This is a genomic window from Phycisphaerae bacterium, assembly GCA_018003015.1.
In the GTDB taxonomy this organism is placed as follows: Bacteria; Planctomycetota; Phycisphaerae; order UBA1845; family PWPN01; genus JAGNEZ01.
The window spans coordinates 128,163-150,834 of the sequence record JAGNEZ010000003.1 but is presented as its reverse complement, the minus strand read 5'-3'; the positions used below and the strand labels follow the sequence as shown (position 1 = coordinate 150,834).

Sequence of the window (22,672 nt, the reverse complement as noted above, 5' to 3'; positions counted from 1 at the left end):
CTAACCCTGGACGCTGAGCGAACCATAGAGCGCGCCGTCCTCGGAAGAGAAACCCTCGGGTGCCCGTGGCGGCGGCGTGTGGACCGCTTGCCCGGGAGTAGCCGCCGGGGTCTCGCCTGACCGTTCCTGCCGGAGCCTGTCGATGAGCATGACCCAGGTCTCCCGCTGGTATTCCAGCAGATGGAGAACCTCCTCGGCGATGGCAGCATCGCGCTGGACGCTGGATTCGACCAGCTTCCGGTAGATGAAATTGTACAGGCCGGCGGTCCGCTTGCACAGATCCGCGTCAATGTTGTAGTTCAGGGCCGCATTCATCTCCAGGATGATCCTTTGCGTCCGGGTGAATGCGGTGAAGGCCTTCTCCCAATCCTTGGCTCGGGTGGCCTCAATCGCCTGACGCGTGAAGCGAATCGCCCCGTCGTAGAGCATGAGGTGAAGCTGCTCCGGCGAGGCGGTCATCACGGCGTTCTGAAGGTACTCGTTGGACACGTTTTCCATGGACGCTGTTGTTATCGGTTACCCGAGGGGTCGGGTTGACCACATTCCCGTCTCGGCCTTCCGCCAGGACCCCGTGCGGCACAGGCCGGGGCTGCGATCGGCCCGGGGCCGACAGCCGCTCCCGGAAAGCCCTGAAACGGTGTCCTGTCGCCATTGTCATGATGGATCAGGAACTGGAGGATGAACGGCTGCTCGACGACGACAGGAGATTGACCATGGAAGACAAGGCCGTCTGCTGGGCTTGGAGGTCGGAGAGGGCCTTCTCCATCGCCTCGAACTGGGCGTAGAGACGGGCTTCCTTCCTGTCCAGCAGCGTCTGCATGTCCTCCGCCCGGTCGCTGTAGAGCTCCAGACGATCCTCGATGCGATTGTACTGCACCGTGGTCAGGCCGTCCGAGCTGTTGGTCATGTCGTCAAGCACCTGATTCAGTCTGGCCGCGATGCCGACGTACTCCAGCTTGTTGTTGGCGTCGGTCTTGACCAGGGTGAACAGCCTCCTTACCTCTTCCGGCTTATCCGCGAGCACTTCGCGGAACTTGTCCTCGTCGAATTGAAGTCGTGGCGCCGGATTCTCGAGGTCGTCGCTGGCCACGGTTAGGCCGACATCGGCCAGCGACCTCAGGCTCAGGCCGGCCTCGGCGAGTTGGGTGCGCAGCTCGCGATAGAGGGTGTTCTGGATCTGAAGAACTGCGGATTCGCCGAACAACACCCCTCTCGTGCTCTCGTCGGCGTCGCTCTCGTTCAGGACGAACTTGGTGTGCGCGTCGATCAGGTCTAGAGTGCTGTTGAACGACTCCACGAAGCTCTTGACATGGTCAACAATGGAGTCGGCGTCAGATGTGACCGCGACCTGAACCGCCGTCTCGCTGGTGCCGGTGAGGTTCAAGGTTAGGCCGGACACCACGTTGGCCACGGTGTTGGTGGCGCTGGAGACGACCACGGAACTGGAAGAGTCGAGGCTGCCGACGACGACCAAGGCATTCCGCCCCTCGGTCATGGTCTGCAGGCCCAAGTCGGTCAGGGTTCCTCCAAACAGCATGCGTCCGGCTTCACCGCTGGCGTTCGAGGTGAGCACCAGCCGGCAGGGCTTCTCGTTCGTGCCGTCATTGATCACGCTGGCCGTCACCCCGACTCCGGCCGCGTTGATCTTGGCGACCAGATTGTCGAGGGTGTCCGCCGCTCCCACCTTGATGGTCTGGGAGAATGAACCGGTCAGCACGCCGGACGAATCGCCGGTGCCCAGGATGCCCAGGTTGGCGGCGGTGGTGCCCGTACCCTCCTGGGCGACGGTCAGCACCTTGGTGCCCCCATTGGTGTCCACGAGTTCGATGCCGTCGCCGTTCGCGTTGATCCTGGCTTCGATGCCGAGATTGAGGGCGTTGATCCCCTTGAGCAGGTCACCCACGGTCTTGTGGGTCGCCGAGTTGACCGCCAACGTGGCGGTCCGGCCGTCAGTCGCGGTAATCCGGATCGTTCCGGCCGCCACCCCTTTGCCTGCGTTCAGTTCGGCAAGGACGGTGTTTTCCGAGATGTACTGGAGCTGCAGGTCCTCGCTCAGCAGAGTGCTGGAACCGTTGTGGGTGAGTCCCAGGTCCTCGGCCATCTCGCCGGCGGCGCTGAACGAAGCCGATCCCTCGGTGGAATCGGTGAGTTGCAGACGGGTACCTCCATCGTCGACACGGGCCGATAGCCGCCCGTCATCGTTGATGACCTTCATCACGTCGGCCAGTGTCTGGGCCTCCGAGAAGTCCAGACTGAAAGTGGAACCGTCGCGCCGGGTGAAGGCGATGACGCCGGGCGTGATGCCCCTGCCACCGTGAAGGGAGGACAGCAGGACGGTGTTAAGTCCGGCGATCAAATCTCGCGACTGGCGTGTACCCGTGCCATCGAAGTCCCCGAGGAGGCCGAGATCGCGGGCGGCCAGTGAGCCGTTCAAGGCCTCGACCCTTGCGGTCTCCAGACCGGTGGTGTGGTCGGTGAGCACCATGGCATTGCCGCTGATCGAAACGCTCAGCTTGCCGTTGTTGCCATCGGCATTCTCAATGGCCCGGATCACGGCCCCCATGGTATCCATACGGTAGATGGTGGAGCCGATGAAAGTGGAGTCCGAGGCATCCCTGGTAATGCCCAGGTCGGCAGCGGCGTGGCCGGAGATGTCCTTGATGATCAGGTTTGAGCTCGTGCTGGAAGTCGAGTCGCTGACGACCAGCTTGGCACCGGAGATGGTGACCGCGACGTCGATGTCGGCGGCGGCGATGGCGTCCTTGACGTCACCCACGGTCTGAGCGTCGGTTAGGTCAACCTCCGCCGATTCACCCCTGCGATTCGTGATCCTGATCGCGCCCAGACGCACGCCTTCGCCGTCGTTCAGGTGAGCGAGCTGTGTGTCTTCGCTGATCGAGTCGGCCAGATCGACGTCGAAGGTACTCCCGTCCGCCAAAGTGAAACGCATGTCGGACACGAGGTTTGAGCTGTAGCGGACGCCGGTGCCGTCGTTGAGCCGCGCCAGGCGCGTGGATTCCGCCAGGTTGACCACGTCTTGGCCGACGATCTGACCCGTCGATGACGAAGTGGCGATGCCCAGATCCGCCGCCGTGTGACCGTTGCTCAGGTCCGCGACGCGCAGATCGGAAGTCGTTCCCCCGCTCAGATCGGTGAGCACGAAATGATCGCCTTCCACCGTGACACGCACATTGGCGTCGCTCTGGGAATTGATCGCATCGAGCACGTCCTCGACCGTCGTGGCAGTCCTCAGGTCGACGTCCGTGGTGTGGCCCGAGCGGTCGGTGATGCGGATCTTCCCACGACTCACGCCGTCGCCGCCGTTGAGCATTGCCAGGGTTGTGTTCGGAGAGACGCGTGCGTTGCTGCTCTCGAGAATCAGGGTTCCGGCCCCGACCGCTGTTGTGTCACGATCGTGAAACCCGGTGGATACGAGCTGGTTGGTGGCCGCCAGGGCCCGCACGGTAAAGGAGTAGTTGGCCAGGGAGGTGCCGTTGGTCGCGCTGGCGGTCAGCACATCCTCGTTGCTGCTCGTCGCTTTCCGCACCGTGAACGTGGACACGCGAGACAGATTCTGAATCGGGCTCTTGGCCGCCTTGAGCGTGCTGCCGAGCGTTTGGTAGGCGGCTTGCTGCGTCTGGGCGGTGGCAATCCTCGCTTTCAGCAGCGTCAGGGGGCGAGACTCGATCGCCATCAGGCTCTCGACCAGACTCTGAATGTCAAGACCGGACACCAGTCCGGTGCTTGATGAGATGGTTCCCATAGGCAGCTACTCCTCGCTGGACCCCCGGGCGCGCAGGGTCCGCATCCCCTATTCATCGGCCCTTCGTCATATCGGGCTCCATGTATCCTCCTGCCGGCGTCACGAACGCACCTCGGTTTCGTGGTTGCATTGAGGTCGCGATATTATCGGACGCTTGCCCTGCCCCCCCCTCGGCATCGTCCCAACACGCCCTCCTGGTGATCCTGGCCAACCGGCCAAGACGAAATGACGTCGGGCTTGGATTACGCTCAGGCCAAGCCGACCGGGCTCCAGGGTCTCCCCTCGTTGTTGGATGACGTTCATCCGGCGGCAACGATGTTATAATCGTTTATATCTCGATTTGTTGATTTCCGCGGCCAAAGCGTACAATCTAGTTTGTCGCAGTGGAAGGAGGCTGAACCATGTATCGCATACTCGCGTGTGGAATCGTTGTGAGCGTCAGCGTGTCCGCGCTGGCTCAGAATCTCCTGGTCAATCCCGGGTTCGAGGATCCCCCCATCGCGGTTTGGGCCAGCATCGCGATCACCGGTGGCGTGGCCGACGGCGACACCGTCGAGATCGACACCACCGGGGCGAACCGGGTCTACGAGTTCGACACCGGCGACGGGGTCCTGCTCGGGAATGTCCAGGTGGCCGTGGCCGCCGGCGCGGGCAAGGCCGCAGCCAAGGCTGCCCTGACCAGCGCGATTAACGCCGATGTGGCCGCGCCCTGTACCGCCTCTGACGGCGGAACCGACACGATCCGTCTGATCTGGATCGGTGTCGGGGGCAACGGGGCGACCAACACCAACCTTCAAGATGCCAACGGCGTGATCTCGGTGACCGACTTCGGCAATAACTGCCATCGTGATACCCAGCCGATCACTGGTTGGTATACGCTCACCGGTGATCTGTACAGCGACCGCAACGACGATCTCTACATTCCCACCTGCCCGGGCGGCGACAACGTGGCCCACTTATCCATGCAGGGCTGGGGGGCATCCGGGAACACCGTCTACCAGACCGTCGCCGGTGTCACCCCGGGCCAGTGGTATACGTTCTCGGCCGTGTTCTGGGCCGGTCACATGGACGTGGGCGGACTGACCATCAAACTGCAACTCATCGACGGGGCCAGTCCGACCGGTTCGGTCCTGGCCGAGAAGTCGTATGTGCAGACGAATGGGGCCACCAACGCATGGCTGCCCCTGTTCGTGAACGGACTGGCGGTGAGTTCCGTCGTGACCGTGAAGGTCTCTGCCCTCAATGGTGGTACCCAAGGCTGGGCTCTGCACCTCGATGACTGCTCTCTTGCCCAGACGACCTGCGTAGATCCACCCACCATCGATGAGATCACACCGGCCTATGCGGCTCGCGGAAACGCCGCCGCCGCCGTCACCATCACCGGGACCGGATTCGCGACCGGCGCCGGCAATACGACTGTCTATCTGAGGATGGCCGACCAGCCGGACATCAAGGCGACTACCGTCGTGGTGGCCGGTGACGGCAAGAGTCTGACCTGCAAATTCAAGCTGACCACGGCGGCCATCGGCCGGTGGCACGTGGTCGCCACGATCGCGGGCGCCACCTGTCCGACGACGGTTTTGCCGTCCGGCTTCAACGTGGTTCTGCCGGCCTTCAGCAACGGCAGTTTTGAGTCGCCCACCGCCACGGGGGCCTGCCCGGTTCCGGCCGGCGGGGTGCCCGGCTTTCCCAGCGATTGGCTCGCTCACGAACAGGCCAGCTATGGCTACGGGTCCGTACTCTTCCGCGATTCCAGTCTTTTCGCCCCGACCTGCAACCCGTTACCCGAGGGCAGCCACTACGCCAGCACGGTGTCCGACGACAACGGGCTTGCCGGCGCCGAGGCCAGCATTTACCAGACATTCATCGCAACCGCCGGAGCCAGCTACACCCTGAGCGGGTACTTCGCCGGCGGCGGAAACAACACCGTCAAAATCGCCCTGCTCGACGGCGACGAGAACGCCGCGGTCTTGGGCAGTGAGACGACCATCCACTCGTCCGGTTCCCAATACGACTGGACCTTCGCGTCGACCACCGGCACGCCCACCTCCGGCCTGATGACGGTGAAATGGACAGTCGCTCTCGACGGCAATGCACCGCACGCGGCTCACGCCGACAATCTCCAGGTGTCCGTCTGCCAGAACCCTATCGCCCTGACCGGCATTACTCCGGATCGCGGCATCAATAACGGCAGCCTGAATATCACCAATCTCGCCGGCACCGGCTTCTCCGGTTCGCCGCAGGTGGTGTTCAAGCACGCCCTCAGCGGAGCCATGGTCAACGCCACTGCAGAAGCCGTCCTCAGCGACAGCCGGATCACCTGCGAAGTCGATCTGCGTGATCAGACATCGGGCTACTATGACGTGATCGTGGTTCAAGAGGGCTGCGTCGGCACTCTGGCGGGCAAGTTCCTGCTTCTGGCCGACGGCCTGATGAACGGTGAGTTTGAACTACCGGAAGCGACTCTCCAGTGCGGGCCGCCCTCGGCCCTGGCCGGCCCCCCGTCCGGATGGAACTTCAGCGACGACAAATGGCGTGATCACAACCTGTGGGCGCCGACCTGCCCGAGGAACGTACCGTTGCCGGACCCGGCCGATGAACACGGCCATTACCAGAGTATGACCACGGGGGTCGACAGGAACATGCGCGACCAGCAGGCCTGGCAGAGCCTCTTGGTCCGTCCCGGCGGACGGTACCGGTTCGCGGGTTACTTCGCTGGCGGTGGTGAGAACACCGTCCTTATCCGGCTTCTGGAAGGCGGAATCGGCGGCAGCGAGATCGCGGCCACTCCGGTTTATGCCTGCACGACCGGTTGCGGGGGGTACGATTGGACCTATGCCGAAGTGTCCGGTGTGGCCCTCGGTGATGTCATGACTGTGGTTTGGGAACTCACCGGTGCGACCAGCGACGGTTCGGCCGCCCATGCGGACGGTTTGGTCTTCCAGAGCGCCTGCAACCTCCCCTTCGCCGACGCCAACGGTGACAGCACGGTGGACATGGTTGACTTCGGCCTGTTCCAGCTCTGCATCGGGGCTGGTTTCGGAGGGGAGGCCTTGCCCGAAACATGCCTGTGCTTCGAGCGATCCGGCGACGGGCGTGTCACCGACACCGACGTGAGCGAGTTCGTCAAGTGCTACTCCGGCCCGGCGATCCCGTGGTCGATGGCGGCGACTCCCGACTGCCGGCCATGACGACCGGTGAAGTCCGCTGACCCGAGGCAAGGCGTGATGCTCGGTGGTCAACATCGCTGAGAACGGTTGGGGCGGGGTGTGCCGGGTACGCTTCCCGGCGCCAATCATCCACGCCAGTTGCTCCCCGGTCTCGCTCGGATCGCGACGTTTGTGGCACTTCCCCAGGGCTCGAAATCGAGGGTTCGACCCCGCATGTCGCAGCCCAACCTCCCCCGGGAGACCGGGATCCCTCTGCCCAAATGGCACGGGCCGAGTTGTGCCAATCGAGGGATTCCAGCTTGGGAATCGCCCCCCCGTCTTCCTTCAGGGTCGATGCACTCCATGTAACCGCCCTGGCGGGAATGGTTTACATGTCGATGAGCGGCGTGGATGCAAGTTCTCGCGGCATTGGCACACCATCTGCAGGGTGAAACCACGGATGATCCGCGGGAGGGGATCCGTCAAGGTCTCCTCTGCGCGGTCAGGAGAAGCCCATGACGGATGCAGCTTTGGATGTCGCCAGGCGTACGATGGGAAAGACGCCCAGCGCCACGGCCCCTGCGGTCTCGCCGCTGGATGCCTACCATGCCGTTCTTAAGGCGTTCTCTTTTGAGGGGGATCTCCAAGTCCGGCATCTGTGGTCACAGGGCAAGGCAAGCAGATACCGCGCGAATTGGAGCCGCCCGGTGGCGGGCGAAGTGAGGATCGTCCTGTCTCGCTTCCTTCGCATCGAGAGCACCAACGACGGCTTGATCGTTCAGGATGAGACGGCCGGCTCATGATCGGGGCGATCGGCTCCAGGATCACCCCGGTTGATGCGTGAAACCAGCCCATTGGATTCGCCAATAGTCGAGCCCCGCGTCTTCCGACGCCAAAGGCGGGAAGCGCTGTGTGTGATCATCTTGGTGCACGGATGCCATCCCCCGGGGCCTGTCCAGGCCAAGAGGTGGGGCTAGACCTTCTCGCCCTTCTTCTTGGCGGTTCGCTTGGCCGCCTTCTCGGCTTTTAGTCTCGCCCGATCTGCGGTGATCTGCTGCCAGATCTGGTTCGCCTCATTCGGCTTCCCTTGGGCAGCGGCCTTGGCCGCCTCTCTGCGCCTGCTCTTGAAGGCTTTCGTTTTTCTTGGCATCTCAACTCCTTGTGGACTCCGTGGCGGCGAGGAAACGGCCCTTCGACCACGAGTTTCTCGTCCTCGAGTCGCGCGGACGACGCGGGCTGACAAGCTCCATTCGCCCAACTCGACTGCGCTTGGCGTCAAGCCGGCAGCGCGACGACTTCCAGATCGCTTGGAATGCTCCGCAATCCGGTTCGGGGTGCCTATTGTACCGTGCTCGCGAGGTCCTGCCCACCCTCGGTGCGAGCTTTTCTGGGAAGACCGTCCAGGTCCCGCCCCCTGATGAAAGCGGGTGGTGCTCGAGTGATCCGGAGGCTCCGGCCTCGGCCGAGGGCGCGAGTCGATCCTGTCGAACGAGCCCCGTTGGCGGCTCGTCGTCGGGTCTGACCAAGTCGGCTCGGCGCTGGTGGGCAAGCTCGAAAACGGGTATCATCCCACTCTCTGTACGCCCAGGAGGGGGCTTCGGCCGGTGGGCCGAGCCTGCCCTGTTGACGAGGAGCCTCGATGGCCCACGATTCCGAGCAAGCTGTTCCGCCCAGTGATTTCCACATCACGGATCTGCCGATCGTGGAGGAACTCCAGGACTCGTACCTCACCTACGCGATGAGTGTGATCATCTCGCGTGCCCTGCCCGACGCTCGCGATGGACTCAAGCCCTCCCAGCGGCGAATCCTGGTGGCCATGAACGACCTGAATCTGGGGCCGCGATCCAAGCATCTCAAGTGTGCCAAGATCGCCGGCGACACCAGTGGCAACTATCACCCCCACGGCGAAAGCGTGATCTACCCCACCCTGGTCCGCCTGGGCCAGGAATGGAACATGCGTTACACCCTGGTCGACGGGCAGGGCAACTTCGGCTCGATGGACGGTGACCCGCCGGCAGCCATGCGCTACACCGAGGCCCGCATGACCGCGGCCGCCGCCGAGATGCTCACCGATATCAAGATGGAGACGGTCGACTTCGAGCCGAACTACGACGAACGGCTCGAGGAGCCCGTGGTCCTGCCCGCCAAGTTCCCCAACCTGCTGGTCAACGGCACTACCGGCATCGCAGTCGGCATGGCCACCAATATGCCTCCGCACAACATCCGCGAAATGGCCGAGGCGATCGTCAAGGTGATCGACAACCCCAAGGTGGCCATCGATGAACTCCTGGAGGTTCTGCCCGGACCGGATTTCCCGACCGGGGGGTATATCTGCGGCCGTCGCGGGATTGCCGACGCCTACAGGACCGGCCGCGGCTCGATTGTCCTCCGCGGGAAGACCCACACCGAGGAACTCCGCAACAAGACCCTGATTGTCATCGACGAGATTCCCTATCAGGTGCTGCGTTCGACGATCCGCGACAAGATTGTGGCCTGTATCAAGAGCGGGCAGCTCTCCGACGTGTCCGACGTCCGCGACGAGTCCGACCGGAAGCATGCGACCCGGCTGGTGGTCGAGCTGAAGCGGGACGGCAACGCCGACGTGGTCCTCAACCAGCTCTACCAGTTCACGCCGCTGCAGACCAACTACACGATCATGAACATCGCGATCGTGGGCCGCCAGCCGCGGACTTTGAACATTCGCCAGCTGATCGACATCTACATCGACCACCGCAAAGAGGTGATCCGCCGCCGGACACAATTCCTGCTGCGTAAGGCCCGCCAGCGAGCTCATATCGTCGAGGGCCTGCTGCTGGCCGTGGGCGACATCGACGAGATCATCGAGCTGATCAAGACTTCGCCGGACCCGCCTGCCGCCAAGGAGCGGCTCATGGCCCGTGGGTTGCGCCTGCCGGAGCAGGCGGCGTTCATGAAAATGCTGCCCGAGCGCTTCGTCCGGCTGGCGACAACATCCGACCAGCGACTGACCGGCGCCCAGGCGGACGCGATTCTCTCCATGCAGCTCCAACGCCTCACCGGTTTGGAGATGGAGAAGCTGGCCGAGGAGTATGTGCGGCTCTCGGAGGAGATCGAGGGCTACGAGGCCATCCTCCGCGACGAAACGCTGGTGCTGGACATCATCCGCGAGGATATCTATGAGATGCGCGACAAGTTCGGCGACAAGCGCCGCTGTGAAATCACCGGCGAGGTCACCGAGTTTCAGATGGAGGAGCTGATCCCCGACGAGCCGGTCATTGTCACCATCTCGCGCGACGGATACATCAAGCGGGTCGAGGTCGACGCCTACCGCAAGCAGGGACGCGGCGGCAAGGGTGTCAAAGGCAGCGACACCAAGGAAGGCGATTTCCTCGAGCATCTGTTCTCTGCCAGTACCCACGACTACCTGCTGGTCTTCACCAACCGCGGGCGGGTCTACTGGCTGAAAGTCTACGACATCCCCCCGGGCCAGCGAGCCAGTCGCGGGCGGGCCATCGCCAACCTGCTCCGCATGCAGGCCAACGAGACCCACAAGGCCGTTTTGGCCATCCGCACCTTCGAGGAACGGTTCGTCTTCTTCGCCACCGCCAAAGGCGTGGTCAAGAAGACGCCGCTCAGCGCGTTCAGCCATCCGCGGGCCGATGGCATCATCGCCATGGGCCTGGATCCCGACGACGAGCTCATCGGTGTGGCCGAAACCAGCGGCGCGGACGAAATCGTGCTCGGCTCCAGGGGCGGGCAGGCGGTGCGATTCACCGAGCAGGATGTGCGGGCCATGGGTCGTACGGCCCACGGTGTGCGCGGCATGAAGCTCCGCCGTGATGACCGAGTCGTCGATCTGGTGGTCACCAACGAGGCCGCCTCGTTGCTCAGCATCTGCCAGTTCGGGTTCGGCAAACGAACTCCGGTCACCGAGTATCGCAAGACCAAACGCGGCGGTCAGGGCGTCATCAATATCAAGACCACTGAACGCAACGGCAACGTTGTCGCCATGATGAGCGTGGTCGACACCGACGAGCTCATGGTCGTGACCGCCCAGGGAATCGCCCTCCGAACCGATCTGTCCGAGCTGCGCGATATCGGGCGGGCCACGCAGGGGGTCCGGCTCATCCGGATCAGTGAAGGCGACGAGGTGGTCGCCGTGGCCAAGATCGTGCCGGACGACGCCGAGAATGCCAAGGAGGCCAGCGGTTCGGGCGCTCCGCGACCGGGAGTGGCGGCCGAGGAGGAAGACGGCGAGGTGGATCTGGACGCGGAGGACGAAGCTCGGTCGGAGGAGGGGGCGACCGAGACCGAGACCGTTGATGATGACGTGGACGCCGGCGAGGAGGCTCCCGGGGATGAAGCCGGAGAGCAGGAACCCCCGCCGGCTTGACCGGTAACCTCAAGTTTCGTCTTGAGTTACACCCCGTTTCGTGCCGAAGGAAGAACCAGCGGTCCGCATCCCAGGACGCGGACCGGTCGTACAAGCAGGTGACGACTTGGTCAGACCCCGCACCGGGCTTGAGGCGGGGTCTCAAGCGGAGATACGCCCCATGACCACGAAGACGCGGAAGATCACGGCGGGTGTCGCCATGGCGGTTCTGCTGTCCGCGACCTCACTGTGCAGCTACGGCGACGACACCACGACGGGCACTGGCCCCTCCGCCCGGGTCGGCAAGGCCCAGGTGAATCACACCACCTGGCAGACCACCGCCCTGAAGCAGGGCGGCGGCATCACCCCGGCTACGGAGAAGCCCGAGACCCAAGTCATTCGCCACCAGGTCCTGATCGCGGCTTTCGAAGAGCTGTTCGCCCAGCTCACCGATCTGATGGACATGCTGAAACTGGCGATCCAGGCCTCTCGTCTGACCTCAATGACCTCTTGATCGAGGCCGCTTTCCACCGCGTCTGCCTCGGAGTGAAACCGGGCTCCGGCTTCGATCGAGATTCGACACGCAAGCGAACTTCGCCGCGGAATCGCCCCCGGCGGCCGTGATGCCGGCCGGGACAGAGCTCCGCCGCCCAGCCCCTCAATCGTTCCGGTCGGAATCGGGGTTACTCGAGTCGCCATGGATCGCGAGGATGGAACTCCAGGAGCTTGTTCGCTTCCGGATCGTCGAGAATGGTCTCCGTCTTGGCGTCCCAGCGAACCCGTCGTCCGACCCGGTAGGAGATGTTGGCCAAGTGGCCGAGAACCGCACCGAGATGGCCTGTCTCGGCGTCAGCGTTGGTGCGGCGGCGCGTCCTCATGCAGTCGAAGAAGTTCCGCTCGTGCTCGACAAGAACGGTATCGCCCTTCTCGCTGTAGTAGGGTTTGCGGGTTGCCCGGTCGCCGTCGTGGAACATCTGGAAGCCGTTCCGGTTGATCTGGAGCGTGGCCTCGGTGCCGAAGAACTCGATGCCGTGGTCCATCTGGCCGTGGGGCTGCCAGCCATTCCCGTGGCGCATCGAGTAAACCATCGTGTAGCCGGGGCATTCAAAGACCGCGCTGGCCGTGTCCGGGGTTTCGCGGGCGTCTTTGAAGACGTGCTTGCCTCCGACGGCCGCCACGCTCCTCATCTCGGGCCCCATGGTCCAGGTCACGACGTCGAACAGGTGGATGCCCCATTCGCTCATCATGCCCCCGCCGTAATCCCAGAAGAAATAATGAGATCCATGCCAGCGCAGGGGGTTGAACGGCCGCTTGGGGGCCGGGCCGAGCCACATGTCGTAATCTACGCCCGGCGGCGGATCGCTGTCCGGCGGATTGCCGAGATCGCCGAACATCTCCCGCGGATTCCACACGTTCCAGACGTGGATCATGTTGACTTTGCCGAGTTCGCCATCCTTGATCCGCTGGACAGCGTTGATCCACAGGGGCGTGGACCGCTGCTGGGTGCCGTTCTGGGTGACGCGGTTGTACTTCTTCGCCGCCCTGGCCAGCGCCCGCCCCTCGGCCACGGTGCGACCAATCGGCTTCTCGACAAAGACATCCTTGCCCGCAGCGCACGCCTGGATCGCCGGAATGACGTGCCAGTGACCGGGGGTGACGACGAAGACCGCGTCGACCTCCTTCATCTCCAGCAGCTTGCGGAAGTCCTTGAACGTCTGAGGCGAGGATCCGGCCACCTTGACGGCGTTGTTCAGACGGCCCGGGTCAACGTCGCAGACCGCACCGACGCGAATGTCCTTCATTCGCGCCAGCCCGTGCAGGTGGGCGGTGCCCTGCCCGCCGACTCCGATGTGGCCGGTGACAATACGCTCGTTGGCCCCCAGAGTGCCCAGGGCCGGGCTCAGGCTCCTGATCATAGACAGACTCGCCGCGCCGGCCGCGGCACCTTTCACGAGACGTCGCCGGGAGAAGGCTCGCCGGGCCATCGGTTTCTCCTTTCAGTGTGAAATGGATGTGAGCGGAACGATGAATCGCCCAACAGTGGCAAGTTATACCCGTTCGTCACCGCGCGATCCAGCGGAGAGCTCGCCTCGGGGAAGCAGACCTTGGCACAGACGCAGGTCCTGGTGGATTTCAGCCGCGCCGGGCAACAGAGCCGCCTCGGGTTCACCGGGCAGATATGGCCTTCATTTCAGGACGAGGTCGCGTTCCAGGGCCTCACGCAACTTGGCCAGGGCCACGTTCTGAATCTGCCGAATCCGCTCCTTGCTCAGGCCGATGGAGCGGCCGATATCGCGGTAGGTCCGGCTGGTCGGCAGATTCTGGGGAAACCGCTGGGTGATGATGCTACGTTCCAGATCGCTGAGCGACCCGAGGTTGTGGTCGAGGACTCGTTCGAGTCGTTCAACGTAGAGCTCGGTGTCGACATCCGACGGCGGTCCGGGCCGCTCGAGAGCGGCGTCGTGCTGGAATGGGAACAGGCGATGGTAGCGATTCTCGCGCCGCGACGCCCGAACCAGGGCCCGCATGATGACGTTACACGCGTACGTGCTGAAGCGGTATCCCTTCCAGGGATTGAACCGATCTACGGCTCGCGAGAGGGCGCAGAGGGCCTCGCTGAGCAGATCGTCATCGTCCACCAGGTGTTCGGCTTGGCGAACGCTGAACCGGCCGGACATGGCGTGAGCCAATCCGAGGTTTCGCTCAAGAAGATGACTGCGGATCAACTGCCACCGAGCCACCCAAACTTTGCTCCGGGCGGAGTTGCTGCCTCGCTGCTTGGCAATGGAAATGGCCCGATACGCACAGGTGTGCAAGGCGATGAACAGCTGGGTCTCCTGTTCGTGGAGTGATTGCGCGGAAAGAGGCTCCACGCCGGCGGCGACGCAGCCGGCAATCCGAGACGCCTCCCTTCGGGCAGCGACGGTCCTCAACTGCCGATGCGGGACGTACCAAACTGACCGCTGCATCTGCTATCTCCTTTCAGAGCAGAGACTTGCATATGCAATGCGCACAGCCCGCAAATGGGATGATCCCCGACCTCTCAGCCCTATAGGGCCGAGTTCCCATCTCAAAGATACACCACGAATTGAACCGGGGCGCAGCTACGTGCCGTTTTTGACACAAAAAAGCCCGGCTTCGCAGTCAGTCGACCAGACGCTGGTGGGTGCTCGGCGCGCCCCACACCCTCATCAACTTTCGTGGCGAGAGGCCACGCATCCGAGGAAGCTGGATTCGAAGGCGGTCAGACGCCGGCCGTCAGTGAACCTTCAGCACAACCAGCGTCAGGTCGTCGGTTCGGTCGGCGAGTCCGCGAAACCGCCGGATGTCCCAGAGGATGTTCTGAGCGATACGCTGGGCAGGATGGTCGGCATAGCGGCGGAGTGAATCGGTGAGCCGGTCGGTGCCGAACTGCTCGTCGGCAAAGTTGAGGGCTTCGACCGCGCCATCGGTGTAGAGGAGCAGGACGTCGTCCATCTGCAGATCGATAAGGCCGCGCTCGAAGGTCGCCTCGGTTTCGATACCAAGGACGATGCCTCCGGTCTCCAGGTATTGGATCTCACCCTGACGCAGCAGCATGGGGGGATTGTGGCCCGCATTGCAGTAGGTGAACCGCCCGCTGGCCGCGTTGATCACGCCGTAGAAGAGACTGGCGAACTCCCCGGTTGTCGTGTCCCGGCACATGTGGCGGTTGACCTCGGCTAGGATGCGGTCAATGTGGTACATGTGGTGGGCGTTCACTCTCAGGGCTGCGCGAAGCGAGGCCATCTGCAACGAGGCGGGAACACCCTTGCCGGAGACATCCGCGATGGCCACCCCCAGGTTGTTCCTGGCCAGGACGATGAAGTCGTAGAAATCACCGCCGACGTCGAACGTCGGCCTGTAAACTGCACCGATCTCGACCCGCTCGCAGCAGGGCGGGTTGGCCGGGATCATCCGCCGTTGGACCTCACCCGCATAGGCCAGCTGGCGGGAGACTCGCTCCGCCTCAAGGGTCTCGGCGAACAGCCGGGCATTGATGATGCCCGCCGCGACCTGGGAGGCGACTGCCTGAAGCAGAGACTCCTCAAACGGGGTGAACACATGGGACTCACCGGTGTAGACGCGGAGCACGCCGACCGGCTTGCCGCGGTAGATCATGCCGCAGACCAGCAGGCTGACCAGGCCTTCGTGGCGAGCTTCCTGGGGGTAGCGAATCCTCGGATCATCGGGGACGTCGAAGATTCGTATCATCTGACCCTGCAGAGCTTTGGCGTCGATCGGGTTCTCGTCGATCGTCACCGGACCTTTGTTCAGATACACGTCGGAGAGATTGTGGACGGCCATGATCGCCAGCTGGCCGGTGGCCTCGTCCAGAAGTCGGATACTGCACGCCTTGACTTTCATGACGTCGCAGACCACCGCCGCCACCTTGTGCAACACCTGCTTCAAATCCTGCGACGCGGCCATGAGGCCGGCGATGTTGTAGACCGCGTTGAGTTCCTCCACCCGGCGATCGAGCTCACTTTCCTTGGCACACAGCTCACCGAACAAATCGCCCAGAAGCTGGCCAAGACTCCGGGCGGCCGAAGCCTGGGCAGGCGTCCACGGCTGAAGCTGGCTGGCGGCCTCCTGGAGAACGCCCTCGTCCACGCCCGCTTGGGCCGCGATCGCCGATACCATCTGCCCCGGGACAGGACCATTCCCCTGGTCAGCAATGGTCAGTGACCCCGCTCGCCGATCCGCAATGGTGAGTGGGATGGCGAAGCACCCCAGGAGGCTGGCCAGACGGCCAGAGGGTGACGCTGGATCGTCAGGGCAGGTATTGTTGAGGCACGCTTTATGGGTGGCCAGGACCAGGGAGCGGCCTTGATCTGTAGTCAGCAGAGCCCGGATGAGAGAATTGCCGGGCACTGGGCCGGCGAGCACGTCGCCAACTGCGTCAAAAAGCACGAGGGTGGCGGATGTGGCCTCGGCCAGCACCTCAAGGGCGTGCTGGAACGATCGCGATGAAATCGCGTGACGCAGTCGTCGAGGGCAGAAGGTCTCATACTCCATCCCAGTTACCTGTCAGCGGCGTTCCGACCACCACCACGGCCCGAAGGAGGAGGCATTATAGCGAAGATACCGCCGGTTGCGAAAAGCCGTATAATCGCGGGCCATGCATGGCTCAACGAAAACCGTCAGATTGGGCGTGGTCAAGTTCCTGAACTCCAAGCCGCTCATCGAGGGCCTTGAGGGGCGCCCGGACGTGGAACTTCACTTCGCGGTGCCATCAGCCTTGGCGGGTATGCTGAAGGCCGGTCAAGTGGACGCGGCATTGGTGCCGGTCATTGACTGGGCCCGGGCGGGGGGAGCCTGGGAGCAGGTCTCCGACGCCGGAATTGCGTCTGACGGACAGACCCTGACCGTGCGGGTCTACTCCCGTGTTCCCCCCGAGTCGATGACTGTCCTGCACGTGGACGGGGATTCGCACACTTCCGTACGCTTGGCACGGCTCATCTGGGAGCATGTGTATCACCGGCGTCTGAAGCAGATCCCGCTTCCACCCGCCTCGTCCATCAGGGACTGTGAATCGGTGTTGCTTATCGGAGACAAAGTGGTCACCACGGCCATGGTCGGCTTCGAGTACAACATCGACCTGGGTGAGGCCTGGAAACAATGGACCGGCTTGCCGTTTGTCTTCGCGGTCTGGGTCGCCCCCGCTGGTCTGGCCATGAATCAGGAGCTGGGCACGATGCTGAACGAGGCCCGGGATCGAGGCGTCGCCAAGGCCGGTGAACTGGCCGCTCGCCATGCTCCCGATCGTGGCTGGCCGGTGGATCTGGCCGTCCGCTACCTCACTCAGTACCTCACCTATCGGATCACCCCCGCCGCCCGACAGGGGATCGAACGGTTTGTGACCATGGCGATGATGGAAGAGGAGGTCGCGGCGTACTCAACGCCCAGCGCTCTGGCTACAGGGAGAGCGAGCCCTCATGCGCATTAGTCCCGCCGAGGCTCTGGCCCTGTACTCCGAGAGCTCGATCCACGAGCTGGGTCGCCGGGGGCATGAGATCACCTCTCGTCTTCACCCGGAGTCATATCGCACCTACGTCGTCGACCGCAACATCAACTACGCCAACTGGTGTACGGCCAAGTGCACCTTCTGCAATTTCAAGGCCGCTCCCCCCGGCTCGACCCGTGGTCGCACCGGTTCGTCGGGCGGATACGTGCTCAGCTTCGAGGAAATCGGCCGCAAGATCCAGGAGCTCGTTGACATCGGCGGCACGCAGATTCTCATGCAGGGCGGCTTGGTGCCACCTGAAATCCTGCCGTTCCAGTGGTACATCGACCTGCTGAGGTTCATCAAGAAGAGCTTCCCCAGAGTTCACGTTCACTCCTTCAGCCCACCAGAGATCTTCGCGTTCCACCAGGTCTTTGGCATGCCCATCCGCGACGTTCTGCTTCGCCTGCAGGAGGCGGGCCTGGACACTATCCCCGGCGGCGGGGCCGAGATCCTGGTCGACCGGGTGCGCGACAAGATCAGCCGCGGCAAGACCCGAACCAGCGAGTACCTCGAGGTCATGCGTCAGGCTCACCTGGTCGGCATGAAGACCAGCATCACCATGATGTTTGGGCACATCGAGACGGTTGCGGAGCGGATCGAACACCTGGCCCGGGTCCGCGAGCTCCAGGACGAGACCGGCGGGTTCACCGCATTCATCTGCTGGACCTTCCAGCCGGAAAAGACGCCCCTGGGCCGGCTCCGCCAGCGCCCCGCGGACTGCACCGATCCTCCTGACGGCAAGCACCTGGTTCTGGCGGGTGCCCACGAGTACCTTAAGACGCTGGCTATCGCCCGGATCATGCTCGACAACCTACCCAATCTGCAGGCAAGCTGGGTGACGCAGGGCCCCAAGATCGGCCAGCTGGCCTTGTTCTTCGGAGCCAACGACATGGGCTCGGTGATGATGGAGGAAAACGTCGTCTCCGCGGCCGGCACAACCTATCGGCTAAACGAGAAGGAGATCCGTTACCTCATTGCCGACGCAGGCTGGCAACCGAGAAAACGGAACTGCTACTATGAACTGCTGGATGAGCCGGAGAGCGAGAACAAGGGTCACGCCTCCTGATTCCTCCTCGGGCGTCCGGTCGCATGCGGATCGTCAGAAGATCCGGGAGGAGAAGCCACAAATCGTCACATGGCTCGGAGAGAGGTGCTGAAAGCCTGTGCGGCGGTGCCGGCAAGCCTGGTCGCCGCGGGCATGATCCGGGGACCGACGGCCGGGGAGGCCGTTTCTTCCGGTGTGGCCAGGAAGACGCGCATCGCGATCATCGGTGTCGACGCGGCCGCATCTTCCTCGATGCGTTACTGCATCACTTCGTGGCTCTGAACGATTGCCGGTTTCCCCGAAGCAGGAATAGGCCGGCCATCATCATGCCCAGCTCCGTTGCCCCGAGCGTGCCGCAGGGCAGCAGGGGCAATAGACTCGTTGTTGTTTCAGCGGCACGAGTCACGGTCAGTGTGTAACTCTTCTGCGTCGTCCCATCCGGTGCGGTCACCACGATCGAGAACGAGTTCGATCCGACGGCCACGGGCAACACCGTGATCGTACCACTCACCTGGGCGGTCCCGTTGACGGTGATGGTCGCGTTGGCCTCTGCGGCGGTCGGTGTGATACCGATCACGGGGATGGCGTACTCCATCGCCACCGTGTAGGAGGTCACGTTGGTGTCGAAGGTCGGTGAGAGTTCGCCCGGCGTGACCGCGAGTGTTGCCAGGGTCGCATCGGTGGACGCCGCCCGGCTGATGGTGACCTGATAGTCGCGTCGGAAGGACCGATTCTCTGAGATCGTCTCGATGGTCAGTACGTTGGCGCCGACGGCGAGATCGAGAACAAAGGGTGCGGTGCTCTGTTGCTGGATGCCGTTGAGCTTGAGGATGCCCCTGACGTCTCGGAGGGTGGGGACGACCTGGATCGTGGACGTGTCGCTGTCCACGTCCACCAAGTAGGTGGGCGTGTCCGCGTCGAACGCCGGCACCAGGGTACCCGGCGTCAGCGTCAGGTTAGTCAGTCCCGTGATCGATGAGCCAGCGGACGGGGCCCGGTTCACGGTGATGGTGTATTCTTCGGTGGTGGTCGTGTCCTGGGCGGTCACGACGACGTGGATGACATTGGCTCCCGGGTTGAGGCTCACGCTGGTCGCTGCGCCGGGCGTCACTGTGTTCCCGTTGAGCGTGATCACCGCGTTCTGTTGAGCCGGCGCGATCGTGACCGCGATGCTTGTGGTTTGACTGGCCACGGCCACGGCGTAGGACGTCGTCAGGGCGTCAAACGCGGGCGTCAGGGTGCCAGGGCTCACCGAGAGCGAGCCGAGCGTGGCGGTTGCCCAGGGGACCAGAAGGACCACGTCATTGCCGTCGCCGCCGGTGTAGTCGATGAGGAACAACACTCCGTTCATGGTGATGCTCTGGGCCTGGGCGAACCGGCCGACGACGGCATCATTTCCGTCGTTGCTGATGATCGTGAATGTGTCTCCAGCCGACGGTGTGAACACGCCCAGATCGATCCCCAGGGTCGCGCCACTCAGGTCGACCGAACCGGTCACATTGAGCTGATCATACTGAGCACCGGCCGCGGTGCCGTTGATCTCCAGGTTCAGGGTGTTGGCCGCGCTGAGGGTCAGAGTGCCGCACGCCAGAGCCCCGGGACTGACCCCGGGGGCGAGGCTGCCGCCGGTCGCGGTGATCGTTCCGGCCGCACCCGTTCCGCCGAATGTGCCGGCCGTCAGGGTCGTCGCGCTGTTGGCGATGCTGCCGGTGACCTGGAGGACACCGGCGTTGACGGTGGTTGCCCCGGCGTAGGTATTCGCGCCGGTGAGCTGCAAGGTGCCTGGCCCGGCCTTGGTCACGCCGCCGTTGGAGGTCACCGCACCGATCTGGCAGTCCACATCGGCGCCACCGTTGGCAATGGTGAAGGTCCGCGTGGCGCCGCCCAGGTTCAGGTTGCCGCTCACCGTCGCGGTCGCGTTGGTCGTGCCGGCCACGGTGACATTGCCACCCAGGGTGAGTGTGCCCGCTCCGCTGGCGACGGTGCCGCCGTCCATGGTCAGGGTGCCGATGCTCTCGCTCTGGCCATTTAGGTCCAGCTTGCCGTCCGATGCGACGCTGACGTTGGGCAAACCCGAGATCTGATCCGCTCCCGCGAGTCGAAGGATGGCGCTGTCGGCCGCCCCGCTGCCGTCGCCGAGAACGAGATTGTCGGCGGTGACGCTCATGGTGGCGCAAGTCACCGTGCTGTTGGCAATGGTGACTGTCGGGGCTTCGAGCCAGATCCCTCCCGTCCCAAGCGTCAGGCCATTGCCCGCGATGGTGATCGACGTCATCGCGAGCAGGGAAATGTCCCCTGTGCCCCCGACGCTATTTCGGATCCACCCACTGGCGTTCATGGTGATGGTCGCGAGCGAGTTGAGCCCACCCACGTCGGTGGTTGTGAATGATCCGCCCCCCCAGGTCATCACCGTGTAATCGATGGTCAGGGTGTCGTTTCCACCCAAGGTGGTTGAGGTGTCGATGACAATCCCGGATACGTTACCCAGGTTGCTCGTGTTGAAGAGGGTTGTAGTGGCCGCATTGCCCAGCGTGATCAGGTCATCCTGGCCATTGCCCACGTAATGGAAGCCGGTGGCCCCGACGAAAGCGCCGTCGTTGATTGTGACGAGCACCGAGGTAGTGCCCGAGCCGACCACAGCTACGCCCGAAATCGCATTGACGGTGATGTTCTTGGCCGAGGTGAGGCGGACGCTCGGCCCACCGCCTGGCGTCACGATCGTCAGGGGAGTGGCTTCATCGGACTGGTTGGTCACAATCAGGGTGCCGAATGCCCCGCCGGTGTATTCGGCGTCGAGGGTCACCGCCGCGTGCGCCCCCGCACTCATGACCAGAACGCTGATACCCACCGTTACGCTCCGCATCATTTTGAAGCTCATGTTAACCTCGGTTGATAAGAGGCAGAGACTCTCTGCCGTCCACCTTTGAAAACGACACCATTCATCGTAGCAGCGACGCGGAACGTGCCGCCGGGATCGCGAATCCGCGAGTCCTGAATCCGTGAGCTCGACCGCGCCAGCCTGATGTAAGTGCCTCGTCCAAAAGAGGATATCGGCAGAAGGCACTCTTGAACCTGAAACGAAACCCATGCATCGCATGGAGGATCTTCCCTGGGCACGCGGCCAGGACGGTTGCCCGTCCGTGGCCCGAGAACGCTTGGCGAATAGACCTAGCGTTGCGGCTGGTGAGTCCGGGCCAGTTCCTCCAGCCGAGCGACCCGCCCGCGGAGGGCATTGGCCTGCGGACTGAAGGGGTACTCGGTGACGATCCGCCGGGCCAGGGCCAGGGCATCCCAGTACTGCTGCTGCTTGAGGCAGTCCTTGAACTGATTCTCGAGCTGCTGGCGGATCTGGATCTCGGCATTGGCCTCGAGCGTATCGATCTGGGTACGGAGGTTGTCGGCGTCGGGGCCGACAGGGAACCTGACCAGGAACTGGCGAGTACCCTCCGCGGCTTCTTTCCACCGCCGCTGATGAACGTACCCCTGGATCTCCTCGAGGATCCGGACTCGCTGCCGCTGTTCGTAAACCTGGCGTTCGCGGCACACGTGTTCGATGAGGGCGACAGGGTCGGGAGCGCTCGGGTACTTGTCGGTCAGCTCGCGGGCCAGCTTCTCGGCCTCGTCCCACCGGTTCAGACCCATGAAGTCCTGGATCTGGCGGCGGACACTGACGATATCCTGCTCCTCGGCGGCCTTGGCCACTCGCTCCAGCGTGCCTCGGGCCTCACGGATGCGATCATCCTCGCCGAATCGGGCGGCCAGGATATTGAGCTCCTCGCGGGCGTGGTGAAAGTCGCGTGACGCCGTGCACTGCCGGGCCCGGGCCAGACGCTGGGTGAACTCGGATTCAATGATCTGCTCGAACCGTCGCTGGCGATGCTCTTCCGGCAGAAGCAGGATGTCGCGGATCTCGGTCATGAGCCGGGGCAGCTCGGTCAGATCCAGCTGGCCGATCGCCGACTTCTCTTCCGCTTGCCGGGCGACACTCCGCTCGGCCAGAACCGAGGTACCGTGTTCGATCGAGGCCGCCTGTTCCGACAGCTGGCTCAGCTTGCGCAGCACGCAGATCCCGACAATCATGAGCCCGCAGGCACTCAGACCGAAGGCGAGCAGCACGACGACAGCCAGCAGGGGGCCTCCGCGGCCGGCGGCAGATGGCGCCCCCATGATGACGCCCGCGGTGACGATGCCAATGACCATGAGGGCGGCGATACCCGCGGTCATGGCAATCAGGGCCTGGATGAGACGCGGTTGCCGCGGCCGCGCCTGATCGATGCCCTCATCCATCACCGGAGTACTGCCCAGTGCCTCATCCAGTAGAAGCTCACTGCTCACA

The 22,672-nt window shown here is 63.6% G+C and carries 15 protein-coding genes; 7 read left to right on the top strand and 8 right to left on the bottom strand.

Features of this window, described 5'->3' with window-relative positions:
• Entirely contained in the window at positions 1-498 is a 498-nt protein-coding gene (fliS, locus tag KA354_02410; protein MBP7933478.1) for a flagellar export chaperone FliS, read from the bottom strand.
• 166 nt (positions 499-664) lie between these two features.
• Positions 665-3,763 (bottom strand): flagellar filament capping protein FliD, encoded by a 3,099-nt coding sequence (gene fliD / locus KA354_02405; GenBank protein MBP7933477.1) that lies wholly within the window; start codon positions 3,761-3,763, stop codon positions 665-667.
• Between the two features lie 401 nt (positions 3,764-4,164).
• Here fliD and KA354_02400 point away from each other — a divergent pair, with 401 nt between their 5' ends.
• Positions 4,165-6,954, top strand: a complete 2,790-nt coding sequence (locus tag KA354_02400; GenBank protein MBP7933476.1) for a hypothetical protein — start codon at positions 4,165-4,167, stop codon at positions 6,952-6,954.
• 473 nt (positions 6,955-7,427) lie between these two features.
• Complete coding sequence (locus tag KA354_02395; GenBank protein ID MBP7933475.1) at positions 7,428-7,715, top strand: hypothetical protein; 288 nt, start codon at positions 7,428-7,430, stop codon at positions 7,713-7,715.
• A 170-nt stretch (positions 7,716-7,885) separates the two neighbouring features.
• Here KA354_02395 and KA354_02390 read toward each other — a convergent pair whose 3' ends face one another.
• Positions 7,886-8,062, bottom strand: a complete 177-nt coding sequence (locus KA354_02390) for a hypothetical protein (protein ID MBP7933474.1) — start codon at positions 8,060-8,062, stop codon at positions 7,886-7,888.
• A gap of 489 nt (positions 8,063-8,551) precedes the next feature.
• On the opposite strand from KA354_02390, the gene gyrA reads away from it, so the two are divergent.
• Together gyrA and KA354_02380 are read left to right on the top strand one after the other, a co-directional pair.
• A complete protein-coding gene (gene gyrA / locus KA354_02385) occupies positions 8,552-11,284 on the top strand; it encodes a DNA gyrase subunit A (protein ID MBP7933473.1) in 2,733 nt (910 codons plus the stop codon).
• Positions 11,285-11,444: 160 nt separating this feature from the next.
• Positions 11,445-11,777, top strand: a complete 333-nt coding sequence (locus tag KA354_02380) for a hypothetical protein (GenBank protein MBP7933472.1) — start codon at positions 11,445-11,447, stop codon at positions 11,775-11,777.
• A gap of 169 nt (positions 11,778-11,946) precedes the next feature.
• On the opposite strand, the gene KA354_02375 is transcribed toward KA354_02380, so the two are convergent.
• From KA354_02375 to KA354_02365, 3 genes are all read right to left on the bottom strand, one after another.
• Positions 11,947-13,248, bottom strand: coding sequence for a Gfo/Idh/MocA family oxidoreductase (locus tag KA354_02375; GenBank protein MBP7933471.1), 1,302 nt, complete (start codon positions 13,246-13,248; stop codon positions 11,947-11,949).
• 201 nt (positions 13,249-13,449) lie between these two features.
• The gene (locus KA354_02370; protein ID MBP7933470.1) at positions 13,450-14,232 is read right to left on the bottom strand and encodes a sigma-70 family RNA polymerase sigma factor; all 783 of its coding nucleotides are present in this window, start codon (positions 14,230-14,232) and stop codon (positions 13,450-13,452) included.
• A gap of 289 nt (positions 14,233-14,521) precedes the next feature.
• Positions 14,522-16,300 (bottom strand): SpoIIE family protein phosphatase, encoded by a 1,779-nt coding sequence (locus KA354_02365; protein MBP7933469.1) that lies wholly within the window; start codon positions 16,298-16,300, stop codon positions 14,522-14,524.
• Positions 16,301-16,403: 103 nt separating this feature from the next.
• Here KA354_02365 and KA354_02360 point away from each other — a divergent pair, with 103 nt between their 5' ends.
• The 3 genes from KA354_02360 to KA354_02350 all read left to right on the top strand — a co-directional run bounded on the left by KA354_02360 (position 16,404) and on the right by KA354_02350 (position 18,618).
• On the top strand, positions 16,404-17,231 hold the full coding sequence (locus KA354_02360; GenBank protein ID MBP7933468.1) for a menaquinone biosynthesis protein: 828 nt from the start codon (positions 16,404-16,406) through the stop codon (positions 17,229-17,231).
• Positions 17,221-18,357 carry a dehypoxanthine futalosine cyclase gene (gene mqnC, locus KA354_02355; GenBank protein MBP7933467.1) on the top strand — a complete coding sequence of 379 codons (1,137 nt, stop codon included), beginning with the start codon at positions 17,221-17,223 and terminating at the stop codon, positions 18,355-18,357. The genes KA354_02360 and mqnC overlap by 11 nt, the downstream gene beginning before the upstream one ends.
• 69 nt (positions 18,358-18,426) lie before the next feature.
• Complete coding sequence (locus tag KA354_02350; protein MBP7933466.1) at positions 18,427-18,618, top strand: hypothetical protein; 192 nt, start codon at positions 18,427-18,429, stop codon at positions 18,616-18,618.
• On the opposite strand, the gene KA354_02345 is transcribed toward KA354_02350, so the two are convergent.
• Both KA354_02345 and KA354_02340 read right to left on the bottom strand, forming a co-directional pair.
• Positions 18,602-21,214 (bottom strand): cadherin-like beta sandwich domain-containing protein, encoded by a 2,613-nt coding sequence (locus KA354_02345; protein ID MBP7933465.1) that lies wholly within the window; start codon positions 21,212-21,214, stop codon positions 18,602-18,604. The two genes, KA354_02350 and KA354_02345, sit on opposite strands and share 17 nt — an antisense overlap.
• Positions 21,215-21,504: 290 nt before the next feature.
• On the bottom strand, positions 21,505-22,671 hold the full coding sequence (locus tag KA354_02340; GenBank protein ID MBP7933464.1) for a hypothetical protein: 1,167 nt from the start codon (positions 22,669-22,671) through the stop codon (positions 21,505-21,507).
• Between the last annotated feature and the right edge of the window lies 1 nt (position 22,672).